We start from the raw sequence: 14,598 nt of genomic DNA on the forward strand, positions 1-14,598 counted from the left end.
TAAAAAATAGAATATCAAAAAGAATTAGCTATTTTTGCGTTTCTGAAAAATGAAATATACATATAAACTATGATAAAGATAACATTTCCAGACGGCTCTGTTCGTGAATATAACGAAGGAGTAACGGGACTGCAGATTGCAGAAAGCATCAGTTCGCGATTGGCACAAGACGTGCTGGCTTGTGGCGTGAACGGAGAAACTTATGATTTGGGGCGTCCTATCATGCAAGACGCTGAAGTGGTTCTTTACAAATGGGAGGATGAGCAGGGCAAGCATGCCTTTTGGCATACCAGTGCCCACTTGCTGGCCGAAGCTTTGCAGGAACTCTATCCGGGTATCCAGTTCGGTATCGGTCCTGCTATCGAAAACGGTTTCTACTATGATGTGGACCCGGGTGAAACGACTATCAAGGAAGCTGACCTTCCGGCCATTGAGAAAAAGATGGCTGAACTGGTAGCTAAGAAAGAAGCGGTTGTCAGACAAGATATTGCCAAGGCAGATGCTTTGAAGATGTTCGGTGACCGTGGAGAAACTTATAAATGCGAGCTGATTTCCGAATTGGAAGACGGCCACATCACAACTTATACGCAGGGTGCATTTACCGACTTGTGCCGTGGCCCTCACTTGATGACCACAGCGCCTATCAAGGCTATTAAGCTGACTTCCGTTGCCGGTGCTTATTGGCGTGGACAGGAGGACCGTAAGATGATGACCCGTATCTATGGTATCACCTTCCCGAAGAAGAAGATGCTGGATGAGTATCTTGTCCTGCTGGAAGAAGCCAAGAAGCGCGACCACCGCAAAATCGGTAAGGAGATGGACTTGTTCATGTTCTCCGACACCGTAGGTAAGGGACTCCCGATGTGGCTACCCAAAGGTACTGCACTGCGCATCCGCTTGCAGGACTTCTTGCGCCGCATTCAGGCCCGTTACGATTATCAGGAAGTAATGTGTCCGCCCATCGGCAACAAATTGCTTTACATCACTTCCGGACACTATGCAAAATATGGTAAGGACTCCTTCCAGCCCATCCACACACCGGAAGAAGGGGAAGAGTACTTCTTGAAACCGATGAACTGCCCTCACCACTGTATGATTTATAAGAACTCACCCCGTTCTTACAAAGATCTGCCTTTGCGTTTGGCAGAGTTCGGTACGGTTTGCCGTTACGAGCAGAGTGGCGAGTTGCACGGTTTGACACGTGTACGTAGCTTTACGCAAGATGATGCGCATATCTTCTGCCGTCCGGACCAGGTGAAGGATGAGTTCCTTCGTGTCATGGATATTATCTCCATCGTGTTCGAGTCTATGGATTTCGAAAACTTCGAGGCACAGATTTCCTTGCGCGACAAGGTGAACCGCGAAAAATATATCGGTAGCGACGAGAACTGGGAAAAAGCAGAACGCGCCATCATCGAAGCTTGCGAAGAAAAAGGTCTGAAGGCGAAAGTAGAATACGGCGAAGCCGCTTTCTATGGTCCGAAACTGGACTTCATGGTGAAGGATGCCATCGGTCGCCGTTGGCAGCTGGGTACCATCCAGGTGGACTACAACCTGCCGGAACGTTTCCAGCTGGAATATACCGGCGCCGACAATCAGAAGCACCGTCCCGTAATGGTTCACCGTGCTCCGTTCGGCTCCATGGAACGCTTCGTAGCTGTGCTTATTGAGCATACGGCTGGCAAGTTCCCGTTGTGGCTGACTCCCGACCAGGTTGCCATTCTGCCTATCAGCGAGAAGTTCAACGACTATGCGCATGAAGTGAAACAATATTTGAAGCGATATGACATCCGTGCCATTGTGGATGAACGCAATGAAAAGATTGGCCGTAAGATTCGTGACAATGAGATGAAGCGTATTCCGTACATGCTGGTTGTAGGTGAAAAGGAGGCTGAAAACAAGGAAGTTGCTGTCCGTAAGCAGGGAGAAGGTGATAAGGGAACCATGAAATTTGAAGAATTTGCCAAAAAAATGAACGAAGAAGTTCAGAATATGATAAATAAATGGTAACTTTGCGCCCAATTGTAGAAGCATAGCATATATTAGATGTTCTAAAGATCGCTTTTACTTAACATAAAACATTAATTTGGGAATAGTAAATAAGAAACAAACTGGAAGTAAACGTTATTTAATGAAGAATGACAGCTTAAAAGGGCAACATCGGATTAACGAACAAATCCGGGCCAAAGAAGTCCGCATAGTGGGCGATGAAGTAGAACCAAAAGTGTATCCGATAGCGCAAGCTTTAAGACTTGCTGAAGAACATGAAGCGGATCTCGTGGAGATATCTCCAAATGCACAACCCCCTGTTTGTCGTATTATTGATTATTCTAAATTTCTTTATCAGTTAAAGAAGCGTCAGAAAGAACAAAAGGCAAAGCAGGTGAAGGTGAACGTGAAGGAAATACGTTTTGGACCTCAGACTGATGACCATGACTATAACTTCAAGTTGAAGCATGCCAAAGGCTTTTTGGAAGATGGCGATAAGGTGAAAGCCTACGTATTCTTTAAAGGCCGTTCTATCTTGTTCAAAGAGCAAGGAGAAGTGTTGCTGCTCCGTTTTGCCAATGACTTGGAAGACTATGCGAAGGTAGACCAGATGCCGATTTTGGAAGGAAAGAGAATGACAATCCAGCTTTCTCCGAAGAAAGTGGCGGCACCTAAGAAGAGCGCGGCTCCCAAGCCTGCCGAAGATGCGCCAAAGGCTGCGTCGGCTGAAACCGAAGAAGAATAAAGAAGTGAGTAACGCCATAGGTATAGTGCGTTACCATATAATTTAATAATTAAAAAGTTTAAAAAAGATGCCAAAGATGAAGACTAACTCCGGTTCTAAAAAGAGATTCACTCTTACCGGAACAGGTAAAATCAAAAGAAAGCACGCTTTTCATAGTCACATCCTGACTAAGAAAACTAAGAAGCAGAAAAGAAACTTGTGCTACTCTACACTTGTTAGTACAACAGATGTAAGCCAGGTGAAAGAGCTTTTAGCAATGAAGTAATTGAAAAGCGTACAAAAGTATTAAAGTTATTAACCGAATGCATTAGCTTTAAGTCCGCTGCGTGAAGTAACGGCGCTAACATTCAAAAACAAGTAAAACTATGCCAAGATCAGTAAATCATGTTGCTTCTAAAGCAAGAAGAAAGAAAATTTTGAAATTGACCAGAGGTTACTTTGGTGCAAGAAAGAACGTTTGGACCGTTGCCAAGAATACTTGGGAAAAAGGTTTGACCTATGCGTTCCGTGACCGTAAGAACAAGAAGAGAAACTTCCGTGCTTTGTGGATTCAGCGTATCAACGCTGCCGCTCGTCTGGAAGGTATGTCTTATTCTAAGCTGATGGGCGCTTTGCACAAAGCAGGTATCGAAATCAACCGCAAAGTATTGGCTGATTTAGCGATGAACCATCCGGAAGCTTTCAAGGCTATCGTTGCTAAAGCAAAGGCTGCATAAAAACAGTTAGCAGACAAATTACGAGGTGCTGATTACTCTTTTGGTAGTCAGCACTTTTTGTTTTCTGATACTCCGGGGAGGAGCCAAAACTTAAAAAGGACTTGAAACAATTTACTGCTTTTACTTGTTTCTTTCATAGAAACTCATTACCTTTGTTATAGAAAAAATAGCCGCATTGATTGGATCGGGAAACTCATCAATTTTTATGAAATACCGAGACAAGCTTCGCTTCTCAATGGCGGGCCACGCCCTTCGGGGTAACTCTTGAGTCGGTGGATTACAAAGAGGAGGAGCACTCAAATCATGTCATACGGAGTTTCATCACATCATCGGTGCGGCTTTCTATAAAAGAGGAACGGTAATCTGTTTGGATAGCCGTTCCTCTTTCTTGTTTTTAGGCAGAATTTAGGGCGTTGAGACGGAAATATGCGGTGCTGAAATGAATGAGGTATGACGCTGAAACAGATGATGCATTGAGGCAAAACAGATGATGCATTGAGGCAAAACAGATGATGTATTCAGGCGAGACAGATGATGTGTTTATGCAAAACAGACCATCTGTTTCGGGTGAACGGATGGTCTGTTTTGAAAAGAGGTTTATAGGGTTATTTCAACCAGGTAGCCCGCTTCCAAAGGTATTCCAGTGGACCGTGTGTGTGGCGGTTCATCCACCAGTGGCAGAAGGCAAGTTGCAGGGCAAAGAGGCCGATACCTACCAGGCAACTGGCTGTGATGCCTAATTGGTCGTGCAGACCAAGTCCCCAGTTGTAGAACAAGAAGGATCCTATAATGCTCTGTGTGATGTAGTTCGTAAGACTCATTTTGCCATAAGGGGCAATCTTCATCAGCCGGTCGTGCAGGTCTGTCCGGTAGAAGGCAAACATCACGCCTGCTACCAGTATCAGCATGAACGAGAATTTGGACAAGGAAGTGATGATGAGTTTCAGCGGGGTCAGTGCGGACTTGTCTGTGATGAAGTCTGGCAGCATGTTGCCTAAGCCATATAGAGGGAAGAAGGCTATGAGGGCACCGCAAAGTACCTTGTTCCAGAACTTTATGTTTTCTTGCAGGAAAAGCCCTCTACGGCCTATCAGCATTCCGAATAGGAAGAGGGCGGCTGTTTGGAATACGCGTGCATTATCCCATGCCCAAGCAAGGCTGGCGAGCTGGCCTTCCCATAAATTCACCCGCAGCGTTTCGAGGAAGGTGCCGTGGCTTTGTGCTTCGAAAGTAGCTCTCCAGAAGTCACCCGTAGGAGGGAAGGAGTTACGAAGGAGGAATCTATGCAGGCACGTATCACGTAGTAGAGTGGCAGGGGTTGTATCAGCAGTATGCAGGCAAGGATAAATACCGTTTTGTCCTTCATCCGGCAGGTGAGCGGCAGGATAAAGCCTACCAGCGAATAGAGCACCAATACTTCGGCAGTGAAGAAAACGGCATTGATATTACCCAAAATGAAGAGTAACACCAATCGCCAGCAAAAGCGCAAGCGGAAATCGTTGCCACGCATCCGCTGGTTGTTGTCCTGGATGAAGAAGCTGAATCCAAAGAGCAGGGCAAACACGGCATAAGCCTTTCCACCGAACATGAAGAACAGACCGTCCCAGATGGCGCGGTCGGAGAAGTTGAGCCAGGCGCTTTGTGTGGATGTGTCGGGGTAGGAGTAGAAGTTGAAGTGTTCAATGGCGTGCAACACGATGATGCCCATAACGGCAAGCCCACGAAGCACATCGGCAACGTCGATACGTGGCTGTTTGATGAATTGTTGTGTCATGATTTAATGTACTAAACGATAAAAATAGAGGATGTGTCATAATGAATATGTGAACACAAATTACACGAATTACACAAATATCTTTTATAGAATAGTTATTATCAGCATATTATCATTCTACAAATTTGTGTAATTCGTGTAATTTGTGTTCACATATTCATTATGACACATCCTCTTATTTCTACAGGAGATTGCTAAATGGGGTTATTTGTTGTCCCGCAGGTCTTTTACCCTGACGGCTTTTCCTTCGCTCTGCGGCAAGGAACCTTTCTTTACCAACCGTAACTTCGGAGTTACCAGAATCTCGTCTTTCAGTTGGCGGGTGATTGCCTTACGAATCTTCTCCAGCTCGATATAGTTGTCGGTAGAGAGGTCGCTAAGTTCAACTTCCACAATCATCTCATCCTGGTTGTTGACCGTTTCGAGTGTGATGAGGTAATTACTGCCCAATTCGGGGAATTGTACCAGCACCTTTTCCACCTGCATGGGGAAGATGTTGACTCCCTTGATGATGAACATGTCGTCGCTACGGCCTTTGATGCGGTCTATACGGATGTGGGTACGTCCGCAAGGGCACTTGCCGGGCAGGATGCGGGTAAGGTCGCGTGTACGGTAGCGGATGAGTGGCATCATCTCTCTGTCCAGCGTTGTCAGTACCAGCTCGCCGATTTCACCTTCCGGTACGGGTTCGCCGGTTTCCGGATTAATGATTTCGACCAGGTAACAGTCTTCCCAGAAGTGCATGCCGTCTTGTTCGGTACACTCGAAGGCTACGCCGGGACCGTTCATTTCAGTCATGCCAAAGCTGTTGTAGGCTTTGACGCCAAGCATGCGTTCAATCTTTCTGCGTTGCTCGTCTGTGTGGGGTTCGGCACCGATAACAAGCGTTTTCAGACTTGTGCCGGCGGGGTCCATCCCTTCTTCCTGGAATACCTCTGCCAAGCGGATGGCATAGCTGGGAATGGCATGCAGGGCAGTGGTCTTGAAGTCCGTGATGAACTTTATCTGACGCTTGCTGTTTCCGGCAGCGGCAGGAACGGTCAGCGCACCCAGACGTTCGGCTCCATACTGAAAGCCCAGTCCACCGGTGAACATGCCGTAACCGGAGCTGTTTTGAAAAACATCCGTCTTACGGATACCTACCATATAGAGGCAGCGCGCCACTAAGTTGGCCCAAGAGTCCAAATCGTGTTGGGAGTGTACGATGACCGTCGGCGTGCCCGTAGTGCCACTGGAAGAATGGATGCGTACTCCGTCCTCGCGCATATCGCCTGCTACTAATCCGAAAGGGTAATTGGCGCGCATATCGGCCTTGGTGGTAAACGGTATCTTACGTATGTCTTCTACAGACCGGATGCTGTCGGCGGTGATGCCATGCTCTTGGAATACCTTTTTATAATAAGGAGAGTTGGCGGCAATGCTGATGGTCTTTTTTAACCGTTGCAGTTGCAGTTCGCGCAACTGCTCGCGGGGCATCGTTTCAATCTCTTCTTCCCAGTATTTGTTGTCCATGGTATGTTGAAATTTAGAGTCCATTATAGTTTACATCAGTTTTTCAGCAATCTCTTTGCCGGCAGCCAACGCTTTGAGGTTCAGCTCTACAATGGCGTCGCCCTTGCGTTGGAAGATTTCGCGGATGCTGTCTTGCACCTTTGCATAGTCGATGCCGAGGAAGGGGATGGTGGCGCCCAGCAGTACGATGTTCGCCACGCGGGGAGAGCCGACTTCTTTTGCCACTTCATTCACGTTCAGCATGATTCTGTGCGGCAGCTTGTTGATTTCAGCCTTGATGTCCTCTTCTGCCGGATAGTTGGGAATGTTGATGAAGGGAGCTTCATTGGTCACCAGCCAACCTTCGGGGCTGAGGTAGGGGAGGTAGCGCAGCGCCTCCATCGGTTCCAGGGAGATGATGAGGTCGCATTTTCCTGTGGGGATGAGGTCCGAGGCGATGGGTTGGTCGCTGATGCGCAGGTTGGACTGCACGTCACCGCCTCGCTGGCTCATGCCGTGTACTTCTGCCTGCTTCATGTAGAGTCCGTCCTTGAGGGCTGCTTTGCCTATTACGGTGGCGATGGAGAGGATACCTTGTCCTCCTACGCCGGAAAGTATGATGTCTTTTTTCATGGCTTTACTTGTTTCTTTTTTTGCGTGCTAATGTTTGGATACATTCTCTGCGGGGGATGATGACGGATACGCCGTGGTATTCGATTTCTTCCCGGATGATTTGCTTCATCTCTTCGTAGTTCTTCTTCAGGGGCACTACGACGCGGATGTGTTCGGGAGCTACACCGATGCCTGCGCAGATGGCTTCCAGACGTCCGGTGCCGGCAGAGTCTTGTCCTCCGGTCATGGCGGTGGTTTCGTTGTCGGAGATAACGATGGTGACGTCGGCGTTTTCGTTGACGCAATCCAGCAGTCCCGTCATGCCCGAGTGGGTGAAGGTGGAGTCGCCGATGACGCTACGGCAGGATGCAGGCCGGCATCCGAAGCACCCTTCGCCATGGTGATGGAGGCACCCATATCCACGCAAGAGTTAATGGCGTTGAACGGGGCATTGGCTCCCAGCGTGTAGCAACCAATGTCGCTGAACACCTTATAAGTGGGATATTCTTCTTTCAATACTTGGGTCAGCACCGTGTACATGTCGCGATGGCCGCAACCCTCGCACAAAGCGGGCGGGCGCATCTCTACCAGAGAAGGAACGCTGAATTCAGCCTTGTTCTCCTTGCCTACGGCACGTGCCACGCTGTCCGGGTTCAGCTCTCCGTCTTGTGAAAGAGTGCCGTCCAAACGGCCTTTTACTTTGATGCCGATGCCAGATAGCCTTTCAGCTGTTTTTCTACGAACGGTTGTCCGTCTTCCAGTACCAGGATCTCGTCACATGCTTCTACCAGCTGCATCAGCTGTTTCTTGGGCAACGGGTATTGTCCGATTTTCAGTACCGGATATTCGCAGCCTTCGGGATAGTTCTCCATCAGGTAGTTGTAGCCGATGCCGCATGCCACGATACCCAGCTTTTTGTTGGGGCCGTCGGTATATTTGTTGTAAGCGGAGTTTTCAGAGGCTTTGATAAATTCGTCCTGGCGTTGCAGCAATGCTTTGTAGCGTTTGCGTGCATTACCCGGCAGGAGGATGAACTGACGCGGGTCGTCGCTGAAGGAAATCTCATTCTGCGGTTGTTGCTCCTTGCGCTCTACGCCGGAACGGGAGTGTGCCAGGCGCGTAACCATGCGCATCAGGATGGGTTCGCCGGTCTGTTCAGAGAAGTTGAATCCGTTGTACACCATGTCGTATGCTTCCTGCTGGTTGCTTGGTTCGTACATCGGGATGAGGGAGAAGTCGCCGTAGAAGCGGCTGTCCTGCTCGTTCTGTGAGGAGTGCATGCTGGGGTCGTCGGCCGCAACGACTATCAGACCGCCCTTTACGCCGGTAATGGCAGAGTTGATGAAACAGTCGGCAGCCACGTTCATACCCACGTGCTTCATGCACACCAGTGAACGCTTGCCTGCAAAGGACATGCCCAGGGCAGCTTCCATCGCAGTTTTCTCGTTAGAGCACCAGCGGTTATGGATGTTCTTTTCGGCAGTAATCGGTGCCATCTGGATATATTCGGTGATTTCCGTAGAAGGGGTGCCGGGATAGGCATATACACCCGAAAGTCCGGCATCTAATGCAGCTTGTGCAATGCTTCATCGCCAAGTAAGAGTTGCTTGCTCATATCTGAATGTTTAAGTGTTAGTCATGGATTAATATTTGACGCAAATATAGGGTTTTGCTTTTATTTTATCAGCAGATTACTTAAAAATCTTTCTTTCGTTTAATGCATTCCAATATTTTCTTGCATTTTTCATGTGCTCGGCATAATTGGATGCAAAGTTATGGGTGCCTGAGAAGTCCTCTTTGGCACACATGTATAGGTAGTTGTGTTTCGTATAATTCAGCACAGCATCCAGCCCGATGGGTGAGGGGATGCGTATGGGGCCGGGAGGTAGTCCGGTGTTGAGATAGGTATTGTAGGGCGACTTTACCGCCAGATGGGCATTGGTTATTCTCCGCAGCCCGAAGTCCTGCAAGGCAAATTTGATGGTAGGGTCGGCTTGCAGGGGCATGCCGGTGTGCAGGCGGTTGATGTAGAGCTGCTACCATCGGTTTTTCGGGATTGTTGTTTGTCTCTTCTTCGACGATGGAGGCGAGGGTGCAGACTTCCGTCGGGGTCATTCCGATGGCGGTGGCTTTGTCCAGGCGTTCCCGGTTCCAGAATTTCCGGTGCTCTTTCTGCATTCTTTCGAAGAACTCTTCTGCACTCATGTCCCAATAGACTTGGTAGGTTTCGGGGATGAAGAGGCAGGGCAGGGTCTCTTTGGTGTATCCCAGTTTTTGTTGGAATGCGGAGTCGTTCATCAGTCCGGCTATTTCGGCGGAGTCTATCATGAGCTGTTTGCCTACGCTGCGTGCCAGCCGGTCCAGTGTGCGTACGCTGCCGACGGTGAGGTTCGTAGGTTCTTGATATCCGCGGTACAGACGGCTGAATACGTGATATATGTTTTCCCCCGGGCGGATGGCGTAGCGTCCGGTGTGTATGTTTTGCGGATATTCCCGATATTTCGCCATCCAGCGGAAGCCGTTGAAGCTTCGGGGATGGCCTTGTCGTTTCACCTTATTATATATGGAGTCGGCGGTGTCGTCGCGGTCTATATAGATATAGACTGTCTTTTGCGGATGGAATTGCGGGGCGAACAGATAGTAGTATACCGTTCCTGCACAAGCTGCTCCAATAAGAATCAGTGCGACGAATGTTCCGATAATGATTTTCTTCTTTTTCTTTTCCATTTTGTTTTGCTGCAACTTTCGTACTTCTTCCTCGTCCGGCTATTATACCGTTACTTGCTGTTATAGTAGAACAGAAATGATTTGCGAAAAATGCGGAGTAACTTACTTCTCCTCCTCCGGGGAGGTTGCTCTCTGTTTCACCACTTTTCTTCGTAAGTCATTTCTGTTTGATTATAATTGGGTTCAGGTTGCAAAGGTATTAAAACTGGCTAAATTTCTATCAGGTCGAGTCAAGTATTTACGATGTGCCATCACACGGGTCTTTCATTTCTGTTCTGCTATAACCTGCATAGCTCCCATGGACGGGAGTCGACAGATTGTTCCCCGGTCTTACAAATAACCGCCGCAAAGGCACTCCACAGCCTTTGCAGCGTAACTGCATAATATTACACTCCTTTTGCAGCGTAACTGCATAATATTATACTCCTTTTGCAGCGCCACTGCAGAGATGCTGCATCTATATTGCAGCGCTACTGCAAAGGTGTTGCAGCGTCACTGCAAAGGTGTTGCAGTAGCACTGCAAAAGGAGTGCAGTGTCACTGCAAAACAGATGCAGTGGTTTTGCAGTGCCTTTTGTCTTTAAGTCCTTTCTCTTTCGTGCCCCCTTTACTGAAATCGAATTTTTGCACTATCTTTGCCCTGAAATCTAAGATAGGCTGCGCCTCGGGATAAAAAATGAACTCGTTCATTTTATTCTACTCTCGGTTTGCACTATCTTTGCAACTTGAAACAGTAAAAATAGAATGTACATTGGACTGGCTATATAGTTTATTCGTTGAACACTCCGCCTTGCAGGCGGTGGTGGTACTCTCACTGATTTCCGCTATCGGACTGGGATTGGGGAAGATACATGTATGCGGCATTTCATTGGGAGTGACGTTTGTATTCTTTGCCGGCATCATTGCCGGGCATTTCGGGTTGTCCATAGACCCGCAGATGCTGAATTATGCGGAAAGCTTCGGGCTGGTGATATTTGTGTATGCTTTGGGCCTGCAGGTGGGACCGGGCTTTTTCAGCTCTTTCCGTAAGGGAGGGGTACAACTGAATATGCTCGCCACGGGTGTAGTGCTCATCGGCACCCTGCTGACCGTACTGGGAAGCTATGGATTGGGAATATCCCTGCCGGATATGGTGGGCATACTTTGCGGTGCCACGACAAACACACCGGCACTCGGTGCGGCACAGCAGACATTGAAACAGATGGGACTGGAGTCCAGTACCCCTGCTTTGGGATGTGCGGTGGCATATCCGTTGGGGGTGGTAGGGGTCATTCTGGCCGTATTGTTCATCCGCAAGACGCTGGCACATAAGGAAGACCTGGAACTGAAAGAGAAGGATGACTTGAACAAGCCTTACATCGTTGCGTTCCAGGTGCACAATCCTGCCATCTTCAACAAGAGTATCAAGGAAATTGGCGGGCTGAACAGTTATCCGAAGTTCGTGATTTCCCGCTTGTGGCGGGATGGGAATGTCAGCATCCCCACCTCGGAAAAGATTATAAAGGAAGGTGACCGCCTGCTGGTGATTACCTCGGAGAAAAATACGCCGGCCCTGACCGTGCTTTTCGGCGAGCAGGAGCATACCGACTGGAACAAGGAAGATATAGACTGGAATGCCATAGACAGCCAGTTGATTTCGCAACGTATCGTGGTGACGCGTCCGGAGCTGAACGGCAAGAAGCTGGGCTCTCTCCATCTGCGCAATCATTACGGCATCAATATCAGCCGGGTCTATCGTAGCGGCGTGCAGCTGCTGGCCACGGCGGGACTGACCTTGCAATTGGGTGACCGCCTGACCGTAGTGGGCGAAGCCGCTGCCATACAAAATGTGGAGAAGGTGCTGGGCAATGCTGTGAAAAGCCTGAAGGAACCGAACCTGGTGGCGGTATTTATCGGCATTGTCATCGGTCTGGCTTTGGGGGCAATTCCTATTTCCATTCCCGGCATCAGCGCTCCCGTGCGGCTCGGATTGGCAGGAGGGCCTATCATCGTAGGTATTCTTATCGGAACATTCGGCCCGAGAATGCACATGGTGACTTATACTACGCGCAGTGCGAACCTGATGCTCCGTGCATTGGGATTGTCTCTTTACCTGGCTTGCCTGGGACTGGATGCGGGTGCCCGTTTCTTCGATACGGTATTCCGGCCGGAAGGACTGTTGTGGATTGCCACAGGTTTTGCGTTGACTGTGGTTCCGGTGTTGATTATGGGCATCGTCACCTTCAAGTGGCTGAAGATAGATTTCGGAACAATGGCGGGTATGCTGTGCGGAAGCATGGCAAACCCCATGGCACTGAACTACGCCAACGACACCATCCCGGGAGACAATCCGTCTGTGGCATACGCCACGGTTTATCCGCTGTGCATGTTCCTGCGGGTAATCATAGCCCAGGTGCTGCTCATGTTCTTCATTAATGGATAATGGAGAATGGAAAATTGAAAATGAAAAATAAAGAGTAAAGGAAATTATCAACTACCAATTGTCAATTATCAATTGCCAATTGTCAATTAATAAAAGATTATGGGAAATATAACTCCGGAAAGTATTGTCAATGACTTGCGTTATTTGCAATTATTATCACGCAGTTTTCCTACCATTGCCGATGCCAGTACGGAAATCATCAATCTGGAAGCCATTCTGAATCTGCCGAAAGGGACGGAGCATTTTCTGACGGATATTCATGGCGAGTATGAGGCTTTTCAGCATGTGCTGAAGAATGCGTCGGGGGCAGTGAAACGTAAGGTGAACGAAATCTTCGGGCATACACTGCGCGAAAGTGAGAAGAAGGAAATCTGTACGCTGATTTATTATCCGGAAGAGAAGCTGCAACTTATCAAAGAGCAGGAAACGGACCTGGACGACTGGTATCTGATAACACTGAACCAGTTGGTAAAAGTATGCCAGAACGTTTCGTCCAAATATACCCGTTCGAAAGTACGCAAGGCGCTTCCGGCAGAGTTTTCGTATATCATCCAGGAACTGTTGCACGAATCGAGCATCGAACCCAACAAGCATGCCTATATCAATGTCATTATCAGTACCATCATCTCTACGAAGCGTGCGGACGACTTTATTGTGGCGATGTGCAACCTTATCCAGCGTCTGACCATCGACTCGCTGCATATCGTGGGCGATATATACGACCGCGGGCCGGGTGCGCATATCATCATGGACACCCTCTGCGATTATCATAATTTCGACATCCAATGGGGCAACCACGATATTCTGTGGATGGGTGCCGCGTCGGGCAATGATGCCTGCATAGCCAACGTAATCCGTATGTCGATGCGCTATGCCAACCTGGCAACGCTGGAGGATGGTTATGGCATCAATCTGTTGCCGCTTGCCACGTTTGCCATGGATACCTATGCGGATGATCCTTGCACCATTTTTGCGCCGAAAATGAACTTTGCCGATGCAGAATACAATGAGAAGACCTTGCGGCTGATTACCCAGATGCACAAGGCGATTACGGTTATCCAGTTGAAGCTGGAAGCGGAAATCATCAGCCGCCGTCCCGAGTTCGGTATGGAGAACCGGAAACTGCTGCATCTGGTGGATTTCGAGCGTGGCGTGTTTGTATACGAAGGCAAGGAATATCCGTTGCGCGATGTGAATTTCCCCACCATAGACCCGGCGGACCCGTATCGTCTGTCGGACGAAGAGCGTGAATTGATGCACCGGATTCATTCTTCTTTCATGAACAGCGAGAAGATGAAGAAGCACATGCGCTGCCTGTTTACGTATGGCGGCATGTATCTGGTGTGCAACAGTAACCTGCTTTATCATGCTTCCGTGCCTCTGAATGCGGATGGCAGTTTCAAACATGTCCGCATCGGTCGAAAGGAATACTGGGGGCACAAGTTGCTGCAAAAGACCGACCAACTGATACGTACCGCTTACTTTGACGAGGACGGTTCGGAAGAGAAGCAGTTTGCACTGGATTATGTATGGTACATGTGGTGCGGACCGGATGCCCCTTCCTTCGATAAAGACAAGATGGCTACCTTTGAACGATATTTTGTGGCCGACAAGGATTTGCACAAAGAGACGAAAGGGCATTACTACACCTTGCGCAATGAGGCGGAAGTGTGCGACCGCATTCTTGAAGAGTTCGGCGTGAAGCCGGGACCGCACTCGCACATCATCAACGGGCATGTGCCGGTGAAGACCATTAAAGGCGAGAAACCCATCAAAGCGGATGGTAAGCTGCTGGTGATTGACGGCGGTTTTTCAAAAGCCTATCAGCCGGAAACGGGAATTGCGGGATATACGCTGGTATATCATTCCCACGGCTTGCAACTGGTGCAGCACGAACCTTTCCAAAGTCGCCAGAAAGCTATTGAAGAGGGGCAGGACATCAAGTCTACCACACTGGTTGTCGAATTCAATTCGCAGCGCATGATGGTGAAGGATACGGACAAAGGAAGTGAACTCGTTACGCAGATTCAGGATTTGATGAAACTGCTGGTGGCGTATAGGACGGGGCTGATTAAGGAAAAGCAGTAATTTAGGGAAAGGATTAGGGATAAAGGATTAGGGAT

The 14,598-nt window shown here is 48.7% G+C and carries 8 protein-coding genes and 3 pseudogenes; 6 read left to right on the plus strand and 5 right to left on the minus strand.

Annotation, left to right across the window (positions count from 1 at the left end):
- Window positions 1-69: 69 nt before the first annotated feature.
- The 4 genes from thrS (at window position 70) to rplT (ending at window position 3,450) form a co-directional block, all read left to right on the plus strand.
- Window positions 70-2,010, plus strand: coding sequence for a threonine--tRNA ligase (gene thrS, locus JCM16496_RS05790; RefSeq protein ID WP_025832955.1), 1,941 nt, complete (start codon window positions 70-72; stop codon window positions 2,008-2,010).
- A 121-nt stretch (window positions 2,011-2,131) separates the two neighbouring features.
- Window positions 2,132-2,734 carry a translation initiation factor IF-3 gene (gene infC / locus JCM16496_RS05795; RefSeq protein ID WP_025832957.1) on the plus strand — a complete coding sequence of 201 codons (603 nt, stop codon included), beginning with the start codon at window positions 2,132-2,134 and terminating at the stop codon, window positions 2,732-2,734.
- Between the two features lie 67 nt (window positions 2,735-2,801).
- Window positions 2,802-2,999 (plus strand): 50S ribosomal protein L35, encoded by a 198-nt coding sequence (rpmI, locus tag JCM16496_RS05800; protein WP_005827880.1) that lies wholly within the window; start codon window positions 2,802-2,804, stop codon window positions 2,997-2,999.
- Between the two features lie 100 nt (window positions 3,000-3,099).
- Window positions 3,100-3,450: a 50S ribosomal protein L20 gene (gene rplT, locus JCM16496_RS05805; protein WP_004289896.1), complete on the plus strand. Its 351-nt coding sequence runs from the start codon at window positions 3,100-3,102 to the stop codon at window positions 3,448-3,450.
- 605 nt (window positions 3,451-4,055) lie between these two features.
- Here rplT and JCM16496_RS05810 read toward each other — a convergent pair.
- The 5 genes and pseudogenes from JCM16496_RS05810 to mltG form a co-directional block, all read right to left on the minus strand.
- A pseudogene (locus JCM16496_RS05810) lies at window positions 4,056-5,224 on the minus strand (DUF418 domain-containing protein).
- 204 nt (window positions 5,225-5,428) lie between these two features.
- Window positions 5,429-6,736, minus strand: a complete 1,308-nt coding sequence (locus tag JCM16496_RS05815; RefSeq protein WP_025832964.1) for a phenylacetate--CoA ligase — start codon at window positions 6,734-6,736, stop codon at window positions 5,429-5,431.
- Window positions 6,737-6,766: 30 nt separating this feature from the next.
- Window positions 6,767-7,348 carry an indolepyruvate oxidoreductase subunit beta gene (locus JCM16496_RS05820; protein WP_025832966.1) on the minus strand — a complete coding sequence of 194 codons (582 nt, stop codon included), beginning with the start codon at window positions 7,346-7,348 and terminating at the stop codon, window positions 6,767-6,769.
- Between the two features lie 4 nt (window positions 7,349-7,352).
- Window positions 7,353-8,942 (minus strand): annotated as a pseudogene (locus JCM16496_RS05825) (thiamine pyrophosphate-dependent enzyme).
- A gap of 76 nt (window positions 8,943-9,018) precedes the next feature.
- A pseudogene (gene mltG / locus JCM16496_RS05830) lies at window positions 9,019-10,054 on the minus strand (endolytic transglycosylase MltG).
- A gap of 750 nt (window positions 10,055-10,804) precedes the next feature.
- Between mltG and JCM16496_RS05840 the strand changes: the two are divergent.
- Entirely contained in the window at window positions 10,805-12,475 is a 1,671-nt protein-coding gene (locus JCM16496_RS05840; RefSeq protein WP_025832968.1) for a putative transporter, read from the plus strand.
- A 99-nt stretch (window positions 12,476-12,574) separates the two neighbouring features.
- Complete coding sequence (locus JCM16496_RS05845; RefSeq protein ID WP_025832970.1) at window positions 12,575-14,563, plus strand: fructose-1,6-bisphosphatase; 1,989 nt, start codon at window positions 12,575-12,577, stop codon at window positions 14,561-14,563.
- Window positions 14,564-14,598 lie beyond the last annotated feature (35 nt).

Source organism: Bacteroides rodentium JCM 16496 (assembly GCF_000614125.1).
GTDB lineage: Bacteria > Bacteroidota > Bacteroidia > Bacteroidales > Bacteroidaceae > Bacteroides > Bacteroides rodentium.

What these genes read in the sequence shown, in the direction of transcription:
- thrS (WP_025832955.1), top strand. Translation starts at nt 70, where the DNA reads ATGATAAAGATAACATTTCCAGACGGCTCTGTTCGTGAATATAACGAA.
- infC (WP_025832957.1), top strand. Translation starts at nt 2,132, where the DNA reads ATGAAGAATGACAGCTTAAAAGGGCAACATCGGATTAACGAACAAATC.
- rpmI (WP_005827880.1), top strand. Translation starts at nt 2,802, where the DNA reads ATGCCAAAGATGAAGACTAACTCCGGTTCTAAAAAGAGATTCACTCTT.
- rplT (WP_004289896.1), top strand. Translation starts at nt 3,100, where the DNA reads ATGCCAAGATCAGTAAATCATGTTGCTTCTAAAGCAAGAAGAAAGAAA.
- JCM16496_RS05815 (WP_025832964.1), bottom strand. Translation starts at nt 6,736, where the DNA reads ATGGACAACAAATACTGGGAAGAAGAGATTGAAACGATGCCCCGCGAG.
- JCM16496_RS05820 (WP_025832966.1), bottom strand. Translation starts at nt 7,348, where the DNA reads ATGAAAAAAGACATCATACTTTCCGGCGTAGGAGGACAAGGTATCCTC.
- JCM16496_RS05845 (WP_025832970.1), top strand. Translation starts at nt 12,575, where the DNA reads ATGGGAAATATAACTCCGGAAAGTATTGTCAATGACTTGCGTTATTTG.